Source organism: Paenibacillus sp. NRS-1760 (assembly GCF_050467785.1).
In the GTDB taxonomy this organism is placed as follows: Bacteria; Bacillota; Bacilli; order Paenibacillales; family Paenibacillaceae; genus Pristimantibacillus.
This window is the reverse complement of record NZ_JBITPK010000021.1, coordinates 903887-922536: the sequence shown is the minus strand read 5'-3', so window position 1 is coordinate 922536 and position 18650 is coordinate 903887. Positions and strand designations below refer to the sequence as shown.

At 43.1% G+C, this 18650-nt stretch carries 12 protein-coding genes; all 12 read left to right on the top strand.

All coding sequences use genetic code 11. From position 1 onward, the window contains the following. Window positions 1-111: 111 nt before the first annotated feature. On the top strand, window positions 112-3846 hold the full coding sequence (locus ACIFSR_RS31810; RefSeq protein ID WP_430063093.1) for a DUF4430 domain-containing protein: 3735 nt from the start codon (window positions 112-114) through the stop codon (window positions 3844-3846). A 76-nt stretch (window positions 3847-3922) separates the two neighbouring features. After that, on the top strand, window positions 3923-5443 hold the full coding sequence (locus tag ACIFSR_RS31805; protein WP_430063090.1) for an S-layer homology domain-containing protein: 1521 nt from the start codon (window positions 3923-3925) through the stop codon (window positions 5441-5443). A gap of 220 nt (window positions 5444-5663) precedes the next feature. Continuing rightward, on the top strand, window positions 5664-7793 hold the full coding sequence (locus tag ACIFSR_RS31800; protein ID WP_430063087.1) for a right-handed parallel beta-helix repeat-containing protein: 2130 nt from the start codon (window positions 5664-5666) through the stop codon (window positions 7791-7793). Between the two features lie 186 nt (window positions 7794-7979). Continuing rightward, a complete protein-coding gene (locus ACIFSR_RS31795) occupies window positions 7980-9758 on the top strand; it encodes a glycerophosphoryl diester phosphodiesterase membrane domain-containing protein (RefSeq protein WP_430063084.1) in 1779 nt (592 codons plus the stop codon). Between the two features lie 33 nt (window positions 9759-9791). Continuing rightward, window positions 9792-10517, top strand: a complete 726-nt coding sequence (locus ACIFSR_RS31790) for a uracil-DNA glycosylase family protein (protein ID WP_430063081.1) — start codon at window positions 9792-9794, stop codon at window positions 10515-10517. A 38-nt stretch (window positions 10518-10555) separates the two neighbouring features. Further along, complete coding sequence (locus ACIFSR_RS31785) at window positions 10556-11344, top strand: SGNH/GDSL hydrolase family protein (protein WP_430063078.1); 789 nt, start codon at window positions 10556-10558, stop codon at window positions 11342-11344. Further along, window positions 11341-12252: an ABC transporter ATP-binding protein gene (locus ACIFSR_RS31780; RefSeq protein ID WP_430063074.1), complete on the top strand. Its 912-nt coding sequence runs from the start codon at window positions 11341-11343 to the stop codon at window positions 12250-12252. Before ACIFSR_RS31785 ends, ACIFSR_RS31780 begins: the two co-directional genes overlap by 4 nt. Then, window positions 12245-13216: an ABC transporter permease gene (locus tag ACIFSR_RS31775; RefSeq protein ID WP_339208052.1), complete on the top strand. Its 972-nt coding sequence runs from the start codon at window positions 12245-12247 to the stop codon at window positions 13214-13216. Before ACIFSR_RS31780 ends, ACIFSR_RS31775 begins: the two co-directional genes overlap by 8 nt. A 42-nt stretch (window positions 13217-13258) precedes the next feature. Then, window positions 13259-13642 carry a hypothetical protein gene (locus ACIFSR_RS31770; RefSeq protein WP_430063071.1) on the top strand — a complete coding sequence of 128 codons (384 nt, stop codon included), beginning with the start codon at window positions 13259-13261 and terminating at the stop codon, window positions 13640-13642. Between the two features lie 1132 nt (window positions 13643-14774). Continuing rightward, window positions 14775-17264 carry a PQQ-binding-like beta-propeller repeat protein gene (locus ACIFSR_RS31765; protein ID WP_430063069.1) on the top strand — a complete coding sequence of 830 codons (2490 nt, stop codon included), beginning with the start codon at window positions 14775-14777 and terminating at the stop codon, window positions 17262-17264. A gap of 13 nt (window positions 17265-17277) precedes the next feature. Continuing rightward, complete coding sequence (locus ACIFSR_RS31760) at window positions 17278-17928, top strand: HAD family hydrolase (RefSeq protein WP_339208054.1); 651 nt, start codon at window positions 17278-17280, stop codon at window positions 17926-17928. Between the two features lie 4 nt (window positions 17929-17932). Continuing rightward, window positions 17933-18550: an NUDIX hydrolase gene (locus tag ACIFSR_RS31755; RefSeq protein WP_430063066.1), complete on the top strand. Its 618-nt coding sequence runs from the start codon at window positions 17933-17935 to the stop codon at window positions 18548-18550. Window positions 18551-18650 lie beyond the last annotated feature (100 nt).

Genomic DNA, 18650 nt, shown 5'->3' with positions numbered 1-18650 from the left:
TTGCAATAGGTGGATTCCTATGCTTCCATGCGCACGTGTTTATCCAAACATCTTTCCACAAACGGAAAGATGTTTTTTTGTTGCCAAAAATGATTAAAGGGAGAGAAAACATTGCTTAATTTAAAAAGATTTATGAAAAAGAGTTTGCCTGCAATTTTAAGTTTTGTATTGGTGTTTACTTTATTTGCACCACAAGTAGGTAAAGCAGCAGATCATTCTGCGAATGCTTCATTGAATGAGATGATTGATAAGACGGTTGAGTATTATAAAAATAGAAATACAACATTGAATTCTTGGTGGGAAATTGTTGCCCTTTGGGGTGCTGGAGAAAACCTGCAGGATGGCAGTTGGAAGCTGCCTAGTTGGAAGACCGTGGATCCGGGGTTGAAGCCTAATGATAGTGATACAACTCATATCCGCTATATTTATTCATTACTCGCGATGGGTGAAGATCCTGCGCATGCGTGGGAAACGGATCGAAATCTGTATGCGGAGTTAGCTGCACAATTAAATAAGGATACAGGGTCATTCGCCGGTTCAACAAACAGGCATATGTGGGCGATGCATGCACTTGACACGGGTGTAAAGCTTGGGAGTGACGTTGGTAGCTGGGATGATACCTCAAAGAATAAGGCATTAAAATATCTATTAAGTAAACAGTTGAATGACGGTGGATTTGCATTTTTTGGAAAAGATTCTGATCCTGATATGACTGGTATGGGGCTGCTTGCACTCGGCAATTATCAGAATGATAGTGCTGTTCAAGCTGCGATTGTAAGAGTGAAAAATTATTTGCAAACTATAAAGTTAAACCAAGAAAATGTCATGTATGGAAAAAACTCGAGCAGCACTTCTGCCGTAGTAAGCGGATTAACAGCCGTTGGCGAGGATATGTTGTCTGATGTCTGGATGGCTAATGACAAATCAGTACTTGATACTTATTCATTGTTCCAGCTCCAGAATGGAGCATTTAAGAACGATTTAGATAAAGGTTCTAATTCAATCGCTACAGAGCAAGCACTTGTTGCTCTTGCTGATATTAAAAATCAGAAAACGGTATGGCAACGTTTAGGTGAAATAAAACTTCCTGTCTTTGTTAACACAAAGGTTAAAGTTGATGGTATTTCTCAAAGTATTTATGATCAGAAAACGGTTAGTTTAAAACAGAATGAAAAGCCAGTTACAGCACTCGATGCTCTAAAAAAGGCACTTAATACAGCAAATCCACCTATCACTTTCAATATTGTAAATAGTAGTATTGGTTCATATGTTCAAGGAATTGCTGGACAAGAAGCTGGTTCATTTGGCGGCTGGGATGGCTGGATGTACGAGGTCAATGGCATTGCGCCAGATGTAGGTGCAAATGCATACCAGCTTAAAGAAAATGATGAGGTACGATTCTATTACAGTCGTTACCCAGCGCTCTCTACAACAACAAAGCTGTACACCGGCTCAGTTGATCCTACTGTGGATGTTAAGCTTGTGGGTGATCATTTCAGCAGCGAAGCGACTATTGCAAGCAACTGGGCTATTGATTCGGATGCGTCAGGACTGACGATTAAATCAATTGAGAAGACGAACGATCAGCACATTAAGATTAGTCTTTTGGGCAAAGCAAAAGACAAGCCATTTACACTACAAGCATTAGCAGCAGTATCAGAGAGTAAGAAGGAGAGCGAACCGTTTACGGTTTCAATTTCTGATTCTGTGACTGTAGATTTTCAGGTTGATGGCATTTCATCACCAATTTTGACGAAGCAATCGGTGACGTTTAAGAATACGGAAAAACAAGTTACGGTTTTAGATGTATTTAAAAAATCACTTGATCAAGCAACTCCAAAGATAAGTTATAAAATTACGGAGAGCAGTTACGGACCTTATGTATCGGAAATAGCTGGAGAAGCAGCAGGCAGCCTTGGTGGCTGGGATGGTTGGATGTATGAAGTAAATGGTATTGTTCCAGAAGTTGGTGTAGACGCCTATGAGCTTAAGGATAAAGATGTTGTTCGCTTCTATTACAGCAGATATGCAGCTCTTTCTACGCAATCCACAATTACGAGTGGTGCTGTTAATCCGACGATTGACGTAAAGCTTTCTGGCGATGATTTCACTAGCGTTGCGGCCAATATCGATAATTGGTCAATTAATACCGGAAATACAGAGCTGAAGGTAAAATCACTTGTTCAAGATGAAAAGAACATAAACATTTCTTTCGAAGGTACAGCAAAAGGCGGAACAATTACTGTTCAAGCATTAGGTGCCGCTTTAGTTGGTAAAAAAGAAACGGAGCCAATTGCGGTTGCAGTACCTCGTGAAGTAAGTAATACCACAGATCAAAATATTGCAATTCATGAGAACGAGAAGGATGTTACTCTTGGTGCAGAAAGCAATGCACCTGTAACCAACAATATCATTCTTTCCTTTGCATCGGCTGCATTGCCAAAGGTAACAGCTATTCGTGGTACGACTACGTTGGAGATTCCAGCTAATACGACGGTTACATCAACATGGGATCAAAAGCTGCAGCTTCCCAAATACTTAAGCACAGACGAAAGCGGGCTAACAGCTAAGCTGAATACTGCACTGTCTGTTAATAATAAAAAAGTTGATGCAATCGCTGTTCGCATACAAGCGGGCGGAAATGAAAAAATACAATTTAATCAACATGTTACCCTTACCATTAAAGGTCAAGGCGATAAAGAAGCTGGATTTGTAGATCAAGCAGGTGTGTTCACGCAAATCAAGAAATATGCTGATTCATCAGCACGTACGGATGAGGTTTATGCTTATAATCAAAACGGCGATCTTATTATTAAAACAAAGCATTTCACAGAGTTTTTAGCTTATACAACAACAACAGCTTCGACTGGTGGAGATGGTGGTACCCTTCCGGTAGCGGAGACCATTACTCTATCAGTTGAAAAGCGTACTGTCAGCACGGGTGATTTGGTTGCTCCATACACTGTAACTCTTAAACAAGGTGATACTGCCTTTACTGCACTTAAACGTGTGCTTGAAGAGAAGGGTGTTTCTTTCAAATATATAGGTTCGGATTCAAGTATTTACGTACAAGCAATTGGTGGTCTTGCTGAATTTGATCATGGTGAGAAAAGCGGTTGGATGTACTCTGTTAATGGAACCTTCCCGCAAATAAGTGCAGGTTCATATGTGCTTAAAAAAGGAGATAATGTTCGCTGGCAATATACGAAGGATCTAGGTGCGGATATTGGAGCAACGGTTCCAGGGGATACTGGTGGACAGGTTCCTGGAAAAGACCCAGAAGTAAAGCCAAATCCATCTGCAACAAAATACTCAGATGAATCAAAAATTGCAAGCTGGGCTTTGGAAGCAGTAAACAAAGCAACGGCACTAGGCTTCATGCAAGGCACAAGCACGAGCAATGCAACATTCGAGCCTAAACGTAATTTGACGCGTGCTGAATTTGCAGCGCTAATGGTTAAGTATTCCGGAGCAGACCCTATTATGGAGGATTCCGGCTTTAAGGATGTTAACAGTGGGGCATGGTATTATGGTTATGTTAAAGCTGCCAAAGAAAAAGGATTGATGTCAGGTGTAACTGAAACTTCTTTTGCACCGAACCAACCGATTACAAGACAAGAAATGGCTGCCGTTTTAGTTAGACTTAAAGGTCTAGCTGATGAGAATGCACCACAAGCAGCAATTAAGGACCGTGACGCTGTTGCAGCGTGGGCTGTTCCTTATGTAAATGTAGCTTACCAAAAAGGTCTTATGACAGGAGATAACGGCAAGTTTAATCCACAAGCTCTTGTTACACGTGAGATGGCAGCTGTTACGATCATCCGACTTCATGAATTGAAATCATAATTTACTAAGCTGTCTCGTAGGCTATTGCAATAGCTGCGGGACAGCTATTTTCTTGAAAGGAGAGTGTAGATTCGGGATGAACAAAAAATCCGTATCACTTAAATCGTTATTATTGTTGGTTATATACGCATTAATGCTTTCTTGCGTCAGTACGGCTCTGTTGCCTATGCAGCGCGCGGCAGCGGCAGAAACGATGGCGGTAGAGAATGAAATGACATCAGCTGCGAAACAAATCTTAAGCAGCGGCACCATTAGCGATTGGGAAGCGATTGCCTTATATCGTTCTAGTCATGCGGTGCCAGCGAGTTACTTGAGCGGGCTGGCTTCTTATTTAAAAGAGAACAAAGGTGAATTCCGCAAAGTAACCGACCTTGAACGAATGGCTATTGCGATTAGAGCGGCAGGTGAAGATGCAGCCTCCTTCGCTGGCTACAATCTCATTCAAAGCATCTACAATCATTCGAGAATGACCAATCAAGGCACAAATGGCGTGATTTTTGCATTGATTGCTTTGGATAGCGGCAATTATGAGGTGCCAGCAAGTGCCTTATGGACACGTACGAAGTTAATAGATTGGCTGCTCAGCCAGCAAAATACGAGTGGAGCATTCCCGCTGTCGGAAAAATCTGAGGATAATTTAGATATAACCGCCATGGCGATTAGCGCACTCGCTCCTTACCAAGAGCAAGCAAAAGTGAAAAGTGCAATCGATAAAGCTGTAAATTGGCTGTCTTCTGAGCAGCAAGTAAATGGCGGCTTTAACGCGTTTGGTGATGACAACAGTGAGAGCGTAGCTCAAGCTATTATTGCTTTGTCAGCTGTGGGAGTTAGTCCGATGGAATCCAGCTTTATGAAAAAGAACGGGAATCTCCTAACGAGCTTATTAAGATTCCAGCTTGCGGATGGTAGTTTTGCACATGCACTTGGTCAGCCATCAAATGAGATGGCAACGGAGCAAGCGTTGATGGCGTTAGCCGCGTACGACCGCTATAGCAAGCAAAAGCCTGCGCTGTTCAACATTTCGGCTGATACAGAATTGACGGGTAGCAAGCCACAATTTGTAGACAATAACCTCATTTCCGTATGGGCCTATGATGCCGTTTATAGCGTGTTCGAAGCCAAAGTTATGGTAGGGGTAAGCGGTTCGGAGCTTCGCTTTGATCCGAAGAATCAGATGACAAGAGCTGAATTTGCAACCTTGCTCATCAATCTATTGGAGGAAGCCCCTGCTAATGAAGCAGCAAAAGTGTTCAAAGATGTTCAGCCTGGCGCATGGTATTACGGAGCCATTATGCGTGCCAAGGAACTCGGCATCATTCAAGGGATTACAATAGATTCGTTCAAACCGAACCAAGCGGTAACAAGACAAGAAATGGCGATCATGATTGCCAAGGCTTTCAAGCTTAAGGGCAGCACAGATTCGCTTCCTTTTAAAGACGAGAGCAGCATTCATGAAAGTGCAAAAGCATACGTCAATGCCGTATATGTAAACGGCTTGATGCAGGGCTCGAACGGAAGCTTTAATCCGAAAGCGGTCGTTACGAGAGAAATGGCAGCTGTGGTAGCCGATAAACTGCTGGAATTGCCGGCAGCCTAAAATCAGAAGAAGCGAAATGAAAGAGCAAGCTGCTCTTTCATTTCGCTTCTTTTTTTGCATCTTAATACATAGGAAGGAAGCCCCTTTTTTCACTAAACGAACCAAATTCAGGATTTTGTTCTTTATAAAGAATATTGGTAGTGGTATATTTAAGAGGTTGAAAGGAGGAGCACTTATTTCTTGCAATCAGATGATTTGAACCGCAAATAGGAGGCTTAAAGTGAATATATTAAAGCTAGTCATGTCACTAATGCTCGGATTACAGCTATTGCTAATACCTAATCAGGCTTCGGCAGAGGCGCCGGATTCCAAAGACTATTATCTAATTGAACTATCTAAGTTTGGCATTTATAACGATGGTACACGTCCTATTGAGACAACAAAGGGCATTAACAATGCACTGCAATGGGCGGTTAAAAATGGGAAAACGACGACGTCACTGCCGCCGGGTACCTATTTAATCGATAAAGCTAACCGGATTAATATGGTCAGCAATATGGTGTTTGATCTCCCGATGGATGCGGTGCTCCAGAAGGAAACAAATGATAAAGAGTCGTATCAACTCATGTATTTGGGTTATGGCGTTCATAACGTCACGCTGAGAGGCGGGACCTATGCAGGTGACCGGGAAACACATAACTATTCTAAAAAAGACAATAAGCACAGCTCAGGCACACATGAAGCTGGTTATGGCATTTTTACGCAAGGAGCTTATGATATTACCATTGACGGTGTGAAATCGATTAATTTTACAGGCGATGGTCTCATATTGGGCGGTTACGGCACGATGGCAAAGGATTTGTATGAAGATCATTTTGTATTAGGCGCATTCGATGATAAAGGAAAAAATGTCGCGAATGCCAAAAAGCTTCGAACGAAGCAGCCGCTTAATTTTACGAACACGATTTTTAAAACGGAAAAACAATTTGAACTGTCGAATGCGATTAAGCTGCCATATAAATTTGATATCTTCTTCTATAAAGCGAACGGAGCTTTTATTAAGAAGCTGGCAAATGTGAAGGTGCGCGAGCTCATCGACATACCGGAAGGAGCGACGCAGTTCCATCTTGTATTCGAGCAAGCGACCAAAAAAGGCGCCTATGTGGAATTTTGGAACAAAAGTGTAACGAAAAACGTGGTTGTGAAAAATTCTGAATTTGCTTATAACCGTAGGCAAGGGATTACGGTCGGCGGTGCTGACCAAGTACTTATTGAGAACAACGTTCTTCATCATATCAAAGGGACGATGCCGCAGTCGGGAATAGATGTGGAGGGCGGTTTTGGCGAGAACGGACACCGCAACAGCAATATTACGATTAAAAGCAATAAATTTCACGATAATGCTTCGTACGATGTCATTCTTTATGATGGAAAAGACGCAATCGTAGAAGATAATCATTTGGCATCAAAAGGTGCGATTGGGCTAGCCATCTCCGATCCATTTAAAGGGGCCATGATCAAAGGCAATCACTTTGACGGCTCGCGCATTGCAGCGGCTCACGATGCTACATTTATCGATAACAAGATGAATGATTCCTATACGTCGTTTACGGGTCCTAATATCAAAATAGACGGCATGACCTTTACGGACTCTATGTTTTTAATTAGTGCGAAGGATGCTTTTGGAGTGAGTGCATCGAACATCGTTATGAATAACAACAAAAAGAGTGATTCTGGTCTATCGCTTTGGGGAAAACCGATTCGTTTGAAAAACATAACGATTAACGGCGAAGGCAAGCTTAGAGTCGTAACGGGCGGTATAACCGAGGGCTCGATCATCGATAACTTAAAGGTAACCGGCTTTAATACCGATTCTGGGTTAACGCTGCCTCCTGCCACATACAACAACTGCGAATTTATCGGAGCCGCGGGAACGGGGAAATTTGGATCGATTGCGGTTGCACAAGCCGGCAAATATGTGTTCGATGGCTGTTCCTTTCAATCACCGCCAGCGCTTAGCACATTAATGATCGCTGAACATCCGAAGCTTGATTTGACGATCAAAAATTCGACATTTGAGCTATTAGGCAACTCCCAAGCCATTAGTGTACAATCGGCGAAAAACCTGCTGCTGGAGAATAATACGATTACAGCGGAAAAGCTGACCTCCGATAAGACGGAGATTGTGCGTATTAACGATTATTGGAAACGAAATGATCCGCATGATGTTCTTAAAGCAGTGATTAGAGGAAATACGATTAAAACCAATTTGGCGGCAATCGGCATCACTACTTTGTACGCGGGAACAGGAGCGCCTGCCTACATTATTGAAAACAATACCTTATACACAGCTAAGCTGGTTCAAAAGAAAAATGATATTTTGAAAAATAATTCGATTAAGAAACAATAGGCTGGCAGACGTTAGCTTTTATAAAAATGAGCATCCGTTTTCTTCATTTGAAGAGAACGGATTTTTTATTGTATTTTTCCGATTCGACGCGGGGGTAGGTAAATAGCTATAATAAGGAAATGAAGTTGCTTAGCAATTCCATTTCTTGCTTTATTGATTACCATACAATGAATAGGATGAATGTTCATGCTCAAGCGGCTTGGTAGAAGTATCCGTGACTTTCGTGAAACGTATAAGCAACATTTGTTGTTTGAATATTTATTTATGCTCCTAACAAGCTTTGTCATCATTCCGATTATTTCTTTTATTTTTAACCGTATGCTTCGTGTACTTGGATCGGGCTCTGTATTGAATGGCGATGTTTACAAAATTGGTCTGAGCTACACGGGCGTTGCTGGATTAATCGCGATCTGTTTAGTAGCTGTACTTGTGCTTTTTATCGAGTTTGGCGTAGTTATTACGATTTCTCAGCAGCATTATTTTGGCAAACAGGTATTGATCTCAGATGCCGTGCTGACGACGCTGAGACAGACGCCTAAACTATTGGGATTTGGCTTGATTCAGCTGTTGTTTTTCTTATTGTTTCTCGTGCCATTTATTGAATCGCCGCTGTCAACTTCCCTTTTTGCACAATTTAACGTCCCGATATTTTTTAACAGCCGCGTCTTGAGCTCGTCTATGATGATGCTTTCTTTATACGGCTTATTGCTTTTGGCGGGCGTGTACACCATCTTGAGATGGATTTTTGTTTTGCATTTCATTATGATCGAAGACAAATCCATTCGAGTAGCAATCAGAAGCAGTCTCTTATTGACGAAGGGAAAGCGGTTAACGATCTTTGTTAATCTGTTTTTGCTAAATGTGTTCGTTTTCGCGCTTGGTTTTGTCGTCATCTCGTCTGTTGCTTATTTGCCAGCGTGGCTGGATATCAATGTGCTTAAAGTGGTGTCCAATCATTATTCATTAACGCTAACAACGGTACTAACCTATATGTTCACTTTGCTGCTCGTGCCGATTAATATCATCTTTTTGACAAGGCTCTTCTATCACTTTAAACGTACACGGGGCGTGATGCCCCGAGATCAGCTCCGTTTATTCAGAAATAGCTGGGTTGGCCCGCTTGAGCAGCGTCTTATGACTTTTCTAAAAGGCAGAACGAGGAAACGAGTGCTCTACAGCTCTATATTGGCTGCTTATTTAGCGCTTGCGCTGTTTGTCAGCTATGCTGCTAATGATCAATTGGTTTATGTAAAATGGAGCGTGCTCTTGTCTGCTCATCGCGGCGATACGCTCGTAGCGCCGGAAAACTCGCTGGAAGCGATTCGCAGCTCAGTGGCGCAAAGCATTGATGCCGTTGAAATTGATGTACAGATGACAAAGGATGGCGTAGTTGTACTGAACCATGACTATAATTTACAGCGTATGGCGGGTGTGCCGAAGCGGGTGAGCGAGCTGGATTATGAGGAAATTGCGAGGCTGAACATTGCCAAAGCTGGCGGTGAACCCGATGAGATTGTGCGAATTCCTATGTTATCCGAGGTGCTTGGAGAAGTGCTGGGGAAGTCGAAGCTGATCATTGATCTTAAGCCATACGGTTCAGGCGAACAATTGGCTGAGCATGTTGTTGCATTAATTGAACAATTCGATATGGTGCAGGACTGTTATATTCAATCATTCGATCGGTCTACGCTTCAGCATATTCGGTCACTGAACCCTGAAATTAAAATTGGCCAAATTTTATATTTTGCACTCGGTGATCTTTCGCTCCTTGATGTTGATTTCTATACCATTGAACAGATTATGCTGACTGAGCAGCTCGTGGAGCGTGCGCATAAAAAAGGCCGTGAAGTATGGGTGTGGACAGTTAACAGCGAGCGAAATTTAAAAGAGGTGCTTAAATTCGAAATCGACGGCATTATTACCGACTATCCTGCACGCGCGCATAATATGGTTGAGCTGAAGTAAGAACAAACAAATTGAGCGGAGGGGCGGTTAACGGTGACACAAATTGAAAAATATAAACCTTTTATTGAGTCGCTCCCGCCCGGCAGCTTGTCCAAGGAGCAGCTGTTCGTGAAACAATTGCTTCTTCACGAAGAGCAGGACATGTCGATTTATTACGTGCCTTACGAATATGTGAATACCTCTGCTAAAGTGATGATTATCGGCATTACGCCAGGCTTTACCCAAATGGAGGTAGCCATACGCAGCGCGCGGGAGGATCTTGTAAACGGGGTGTCTTATGACCTCATTGATCAACGCGCGAAGAAGCTTGCCAGTTTTGCAGGCTCTATGAGAAAAAATTTGATCGACATGCTCGATCAAATTGGATTGCCTGCAGCGCTTGGCATAAAGAGCAGCGAGCTATTATTTTATGAGCTTAGAGATTTACTGCATACAACTTCAGCAATAAGGTATCCCGTGTTCATAAAGGGTAAAAATTACACCGGGCACAGCCCTGTTATTTTGAAATCAAAGACGCTATATCACTATGCTGAGAGTATCTTTCTTCCAGAATTGCTGGCGGTAAAAGATGCGCTTGTCATCCCGCTTGGCAAGTCGGTATCCGATGTAGTCAAGCATTTTGCTGACAAGGGATGGATAGATAAAGAAAGATGCTTGTTCGAAATGCCGCATCCCTCAGGAGCAAATGGTCACAGAAAAAGCCAGTTTGAGCAGAACAAAGCACAGATGCAGCAGCAAGTGATTACATGGTTCAGCTAATCATATAACAGCTACAGAAATAGAAAGGCGTGACGGGGATGCATAGTAAAAAAGTTCGTATGATTACCTCTTTTGCGTTTCTAGCCAGTCTCTTATGGATATTTGCTTTAGGCTGGTCGATAAAGGATTATTTATTCGGAACAGCGAGCCAATCATCTGTATCGCAAGATACGGAACAACCAGCAGAATCATCAAGCGGATTAAAGATTATTGCATTAGGGGATTCGTTAACGAGAGGAACAGGCGATATCGAAGGAAAAGGGTATGTGGGTTATGTCAGCGATCAACTGAAGCAGTCCGGTACAGATGTTTCCTTAATTAACTTAGGCATAAAGGGACTTACCTCTTCAGAGCTAGTGGAGCAGATGAAACAAAAGGAAATCGAGCGGCAAATTGGACAAGCAGACATTATTCTGATGACCATTGGCGGCAACGACTTATTTCTCGGTGGTCAATCGCTTACGGATCTGTCTGAGGCAAGCATTTCAGGATTAGAGGAAGCGTACTTGAATCATCTAAAAACGATTTTGACGAGCATTCGTGCCGTTAATACAGAAGCGACCGTTTATTTGCTCGGACTGTATAATCCGTTCAGCGAGTTCCAAAATGGTGAGTTGATGTCGACCGTGGTTAGGAACTGGAATAGTAAAACTACGGAGACTCTGGCGCAGCATTCGAAAGCCGTTCTGGTTCCGACCTATGATTTGTTTCAGCTGAATGCAGAGAAACTGTTATTTACGGATCATTTCCACCCGAATGAGATAGGGTATCGCTTAATGGCTGAGCGGGTAGCCGCGTTAATTGCTGATGCAGGAGGACAATCATGAGCGACATTACATTAGCAGTTCAGGGTTTACGAAAGGTGATAGGCAAGCGGACGATCATCAAGGATTTAAGCTTTGAGCTGAAGCGCGGCGAAGTATTTGGTTTTCTAGGCCCTAACGGAGCAGGAAAAACGACGACGATTCGCATGCTGGTCGGCTTAATTAAGCCAACCTCCGGCACCATCCATATATGCGGCTTGGATATTGCGAAACATTTTACAAAAGCGATGCGGCATTTAGGATGTATTGTAGAAAACCCAGAGCTGTATCCGTTTCTCAGCGGAATGGACAATCTTCGCCACTTTGCCGTTATGATTAATGGAATTACGCAGGAGCGGATCAATGAGGTTGTTGCGCTTGTTGGCATGCAGGATCGAGTGAATGATAAGGTAAGCACCTATTCACTTGGGATGAGGCAGCGGCTTGGGATCGCTCAAGCACTGCTTGGCAAGCCTGATGTCCTCATATTGGACGAGCCAACGAATGGGCTTGATCCATCGGGCATTAGAGAAATGCGTGCTTTTATAAGGTTTCTAGCCGAGGAAGAAGGATTGACCGTGCTCGTATCGAGCCATTTGCTGCATGAAATTCAATTGATGTGTGACCGGGTTGCGATTATTTCCAAAGGCGAGATCATTCGAGTAGATTCGGTTAAGCAGCTGCTGTCCAGCGAAGAACGTCTAGTATGGCGGCTGCAGCCGCAAGCACTGGGACGATCGATACTTGGCGATGTTACGGCTGTCCTTGGTGAGACGACGGATACGGTTACGACAGCTTACGTTGAACATGCTGTTGGCGAGTGGAATCGCAAGCTTGTTGAGGCTGGGGTAAGTGTGCTGGAGATGAATCGGAAGCTTCCCGCGCTTGAAGATCTATTTCTTGAGCTGACAGGAGGCGAGTCGATTGATTAATCTCGTTCAAAATGAAATGACGAAGCTGGTCGGCAAACGACGTTTTATCGTCATTTCGATCATTATTATCGTTCTTCTCTCGATGTTTACTTATGCGCAGGCGAAACAGGCAGAATCCATAAAGGAGCGGCTGGGTGACGTGGATTGGCGCACCGAATTGCAGCAGCAAATTGTGGATATGCAAAATCGGTTGAGCAGTGCAGGACAGTGGCGAGAGCAAATTCAAATTCAAATCAAACAATCCGAATATTATTTGAACAATAATGTGAATCCCTCCGAGCCGGGAGCGCCAACCTTCATTAGAGGTTTTGTTCAAAACTCTGCGGAGCTGTTTCTCCCGTTGCTCATCATGATTATTGCGGTAGATATCGTCTCCTCAGAGCGGAGCATGGGAACGATTAAGCTGCTGCTCACCCGCCCGGTGAGCAGGTTTAAAATATTGCTCAGCAAATATATCGCGCTGATATTGTCCGTTTCCTTAGTTATTTTCATATTTGGTTTGTTGTCTTACCTGATCTCAGCCGTTATGTTCGGTAATCAAGGGTGGTCGGCTCCCGTATTAACCGGCTTCTCCACACAAGGCGGCGAGCTTGACATATCAGGCGTACGCCTAGTGTCACAATGGCAGTTTATTATTCAGCAGTTTGGACTTGCATGGTTTATCTCGCTTGTAGTGGGAACGTTATCGTTCATGCTGTCTATTCTGATGAGAAGCAGCGCAGCCGGGATGGGAACGATGCTCGCATGCTTGATTGCAGGCGCTATTCTTAGCAACATGGTATCCTCATGGGATTCGGCCAAATATTTGTTCATGGTCAATCTTGGTTTGATGGACTATGTCAGTGGATCTGCTCCTCCAATCGAGGGCATGACACTTGGCTTCTCGCTTGCCGTGCTGGCCGCTTGGATGGTCGGTTCGCTGCTCGTTTCATTTACAGTGTTTATGAGAAAAGACATTTATTGATCGTGCTGCAGGTTGTTTAACTCATCCTAAAATGCTTCTTCTATGCATAAGCATGTAATAGAGAGGAGCGTGATAAGGTTGGACAAAACGGTACGCAGATATTACCAGCAAAAACAAAAGCAAAAAGAAATAGAGCAGGAGCTGACAGAACTCAGGCAGACCATTATGAGCTACTTGGCTGAGCAGGAAGCAAATGAGCTGGAGATTGGGAGCCATAAAGTAAAAGTGGTTGTGCAGGAGCGTAAGGAATACGACGACAACAAGCTTTATGAGGCGCTGCCAGATCCGGAGCTATGGCGAATGTTATCGAAGCCGGATGGCTCAAAAATTGCAAGCCTGGTCAAGCTGAACGTCATTAATGAGGAAAAGCTGAAGGACACTTTTTCTACAAAGACGGTTAAGCTGCTTCAGGTGGATAAGAAGTGAATTTATGAAAGGACGATTCGATCAAACGAATCGTTCTTTTTTTGTGCGCGGCATTTGAAGCTCGCTTGGGGAAACAGTTTGTTAGCATTGACGAGGGTCATTCCGCCAAAGCAGCTTTGCGGCGCGAGTTATACGGAAATAGATCTAGAAACTAGCTCTATTTCACTCAAACTGACCAAAAACGCTCAAATAGATCTAGAAACTAGTCTTATTACTGCGTGCATCCCGCCGAATGGCCTCTAAAGCGCGAACTACACCGAAATAGATCTAGAAACTAGCGCTATTTCGCTCAATTTCACCAATACTGCACAAATAGAACTAAAAACTAGTCTTATTACTGCGTGCATCCTGCCGAATCGCCTATAAATCGCGAATTTTGAAGAAATAGAACTAGAAATTAGCTCTATTTCTCACAAAATGACCAAAACTGGACAAATAGGTCTAGAAACTAGTCTTATTACTGCGCATGCTCAGCCGAAATGCCTCTAAAGCGCGAAACTTACAGAAATAGAACTAGAAATTAGCTCTATTTCTCACAAACTGACCAAAACTGGACAAATAGGTCTAGAAACTAGTCTTATTACTGCGTACCTCCCGCCGAATGGCCTTTGAAGCGCGAAACTTACAGAAATAGAACTAGAAATTAGCTCTATTTCGCTTAAACTGACCAAAATCGGATAAATAGAACTAAAAACTATACTTATTACTGCGCATCCTCAGCCGAATTGCCTCTAAAAGCACGAACTACACAGAAATAGAACTAGAAATTAGCTCTATTTCGCTCAAACTGACCAAAACCGCACAAATAGAACTAAAAACTAGTCTTATTAATGCGTGCATAAGGTACTTCAATCGCCATCCAGCTAAGTTAAAAAGGAGGTAATGCAACAACAGGCTTCTTAGATTGTTACTAGCGACGTTTCTCAGTGAATCAGAGAGCTGATACTTCAAATAGACTCTCAAAAAAGTCGTACCGATTCTTAAATGGTCTGAACTCTCTGAAGCAACTTACAGACAACATGTAACTGTCATCCTAAACGCAACTTTTTCATCACTCTAATCGTCATACTTACCAAATAAAGCCAAACTACGGGCGCATTAGATTTTAGTGTGCAATGGAGGCCTTGTATTTATGACTATCAAAAAATATCAAACAACAGCAATCGTTGTGCTGCTCGCCTTGCTCGTTGGATGTGAGGGCAATGCCATTAACGACATGCCATCAAATCAAATATCCGCTAGGGAAACACCCGCGAATACTTTGAAGCTCGTCCAAAAAGAAGAAGCCGCAACTCCTATACCAATTACGATCGATATGATTAAGAGTGAAATAAAAGATGATTTGACCCAAGATCAGGTTCATACGCTTTTTGGAATACCAGCATCATCTGGAGAGAATTACATCATGATGAACGGTAAAATGAGTGTCATTGATCAATACATATATGAAGAGGGCCAATCAAAACTCGTCATTCAATGGTCCAAGGAAGGGCAGCTGCTATACGCTGTGTTCTACGATACGGATGCTTCAGGGAAACGCAGGAGCTTCCTGCCTGCTATTAAGGGGCTGTCGTCATCCTCATCAGAAAATAATCTTGTAGCTAGAGAGCATGCGATTGAGCTGGATAAGCCAGTTACATTATATATGAACACGAATGCCTATGAGTGGTGGGGAGGAACACGAGCTGTTAAGTCCATCTCTGTAGATGCCCTGACAAAATATAAAGTCGTTACATTGTCGGATGATTTTGCCGAAATTCAGGATGAATCGGGATACGGTGGGTTTGTACCCGTGTGGTATTTAACGAAAGAAGCCGCTCAAGTGAAGGATATAGCACCTCTATCGTTAAAAGCAAAAGAAAGTGCTAAAGCGAAGTGGTATCCGAATTCACAAGGTGATGCCACAACTATGAAAGAGGGAGATACCCTTTATGCTTACAAGCAATATGGGGATTGGTATGGAGCTGCCGTACCGGATAGTGCCGAAGGTGATAAATCCTATGGCCTTCTATGGATTCGTAAGGATCAAGTAACGTCAGCTGGTGCTGCTGCGCCTTTGTTTGAGATTGAATATAGCAAACAAGCGGTAGCTGCAGCTGTGCGGAGTGTACTTGTACCTGGTCTTGAGAAAGCTCGCGTAAAGGCGATCTTCGGAGAACCTTCGTTCGAAGAATCATCGGAAAATGTAGCATCATTAGAAGCAAAAGCTCGCACCCTTCCATTATGGCGTTATGAGGGTGAGCAAAATGAGCTTATCGTTGCTTGGTCAGAAGCGGGGACACTTCGGTATTCGATATACCGAGACTCCCCCGAACTAATTGCGCCACAATATGGTGTTAGTGCTCAGGGCCCTCTTGCACCTTCGCTGCATATGCAGTGGGATTGGCGCTTCAAGTCCGATCTCGGATTCAATTTTCTACTTGAGAAGGTTGGTAATGTTCTGCTCATCGCAGGCGAGGATGGCGGTTTCAGCGGTATGCACAATAATTCGAATATATATGCGCTTGACTCTGCTACGGGTCGCAAGAAATGGCAGTTTGATTTTGGCTTTGGAAGACATGATTACGGTTTATCGCAGGATAAAGAACGAATAGCGTTTCTTAAAAGCTCTATGCAAGAAGACCGTCCAGTTCATACGCTTCAGACATTAAAGACAGCTACCGGACAAAAAATGTGGCAAAAGAAGCTGGACAATGGTAAGGATGTAACCTCATTTGCTGTATCCAAAAACGTGATCTCAGCCGTACAATCAAAGCGAATCAGCACAACAGAAGAAAAGTTTACTTATGATCTCATCGGGTTGAGCATGGGAACAGGCAAGCAGCTTTGGAATATTGAGCTAGCTCAAGAATCAGAATTGGTTCGTGATGTCGGCAATCAAGACGTATTGCTTATGCAAGCAGGTCCGGACATTAATCCTGTGATATTGAATGAGCTGCAAGCATACGACCCGTTGACTGGAAAGGTGCTCTGGAAGAAGCCGGAGCGTAAAGCGGCCTCAGATCAAGAAGTGACGGATAGTGTTCGTTATGCGGAGCGTTCGAAAGCTTTTTGGACGAGGACGGTGGATGAATTAGTGTTAGTAGATGCTAAGACAGGCAAGGATGGGCTTCGCCTGCCTCTTGTCGGTTATAGCCGTTACGACATTATTGATGAAAATTATGTGTTTCTACAACAGTCATCTGATAACAACTTATATAGTGAAAACGTGAAAAGCTCTTTAATCGAAGTTAAGTCAGGCAGGCTGTTATTTACACTAGAAGGAAGAGCTGAATTCGGGAAAGTAGAAGGAAGCTTGCTATATTATCGCCTGAATGGTAAAGCGATGTCTTTTGATTTGAAAAAGGAAGAGCAGCGCTGGACATCTTCCAGTGTTCCTGGCAAGCAAACGGATGGCGCTTCAGTTGTACAGTATGGCGGCAAGCTAATTGGCGTTTTTCCGGGTCTCGGTAATATGTATGTGTTAGACGAATCGACTGGAGAAGCAGTGAATAGACTCTCAGACGTTCGAGTTGGGTATTACGATTTTACGCCAAATCAACTGCTGAGTGGTTATTTATCGGTTATTGATGGGCAGCTTTATGTAGGCTCCTCGAATGGGTATTTTAGTAAGATAAAATAGAAGGAAGTGTGTTATGCCAATTGATGCCGTATTATTTGATTTTGATGGAACTTTAGCAGATACTTTGCCATTATCGTTTAAAGCTTTTAACACCGTGTTCAAAACATATGACAATCGAGAGGTTACGAATGAAGAGCTCATAGCGATGTTTGGTCCAACAGAAGAGGAGATCATTGCAAATCATTTCAGGAATGAAGAATTTATTTTACAAGCGATTATGGACTATTATGCGATTTACAAGCAGGGGCATTTTGATACCATCGAAAAGGATCAGGCTATTATTGATTTGCTAGAACATTTGAAGGGAAAGGGGATCAAAATCGGAGTCATCACAGGAAAAAGCAGGCGAGCGTTCCAGATTTCATCTGAAGCGCTGAATTTAATAAGTTACTTTGATGTGGTGATTACTGGTGATGATGTCGTGAAGCCCAAACCTGACCCCGAAGGCATATATAAAGCGTTAGAAATCCTTGGCGTTAATAAATCCAAAACCGTATTTATTGGCGACAGTAATGCAGATATTGTGGCAGGTAAATCTGCTGGCTTACGGACCTATGGCGTGCAATGGCTGTCAACGTTCCAAAGCAGCGTGTTTGATATACCGCCTGATGCTATTTTCAGAAGCGTAGCTGAATTTCTTGACATCATGAAAGAAGAGGGATAAATCGATGGAATTGAAGTGGTTGGAGTGGGCGAAACAGATGCAGGCGATTGCTCAAACGGGACTTACATACACGAAGGATGTTTATGATATAGAACGTTATGAACAGCTGCGGCAGATGAGTATAGAAATTATGATGAACTATACATTGGTCAGCCAGGAGAAAATTGCTCTAACTTTCGCAAGTGATTCTGGTTATGCGACGCCAAAGGTCGATATTCGTGGTGTGATTTTTAAGGAAAATAAAATACTGCTTGTTCGCGAGAAGCTGGATGGCGCATGGGCATTGCCGGGAGGCTGGGCGGATATCGGTTATTCGCCTTCGGAGATTGCAGTGAAAGAGGTCAAAGAAGAATCAGGGTTTGATGTTGTGCCCGTTCGTTTACTCGCTGTATTGGATAAAAAATTCCATGATCATCCGCCTGAGCCTTACCATGTATATAAGTTTTTTATACTTTGTAAAATCGTTGGTGGAGAGGCCGCTGGCGGAGTAGAAACAAGTGCGGTTGATTTTTTTGAGATGGATCAATTGCCAGAGCTGTCTGCGGAGAGAAACACCAAAAAACAGATTCAAACGTTGTTTGAGTTTCTGAAAAATCCAAATAAAGAGATTATTCTTGATTGACCTGTTGCAATAATCGGGATCGTAATATTTTATATACCTTGAGATGATGCGGGTTTATTTTCAATTGTCGAAATACCGTACATGCACTTCTAGGCGGCTA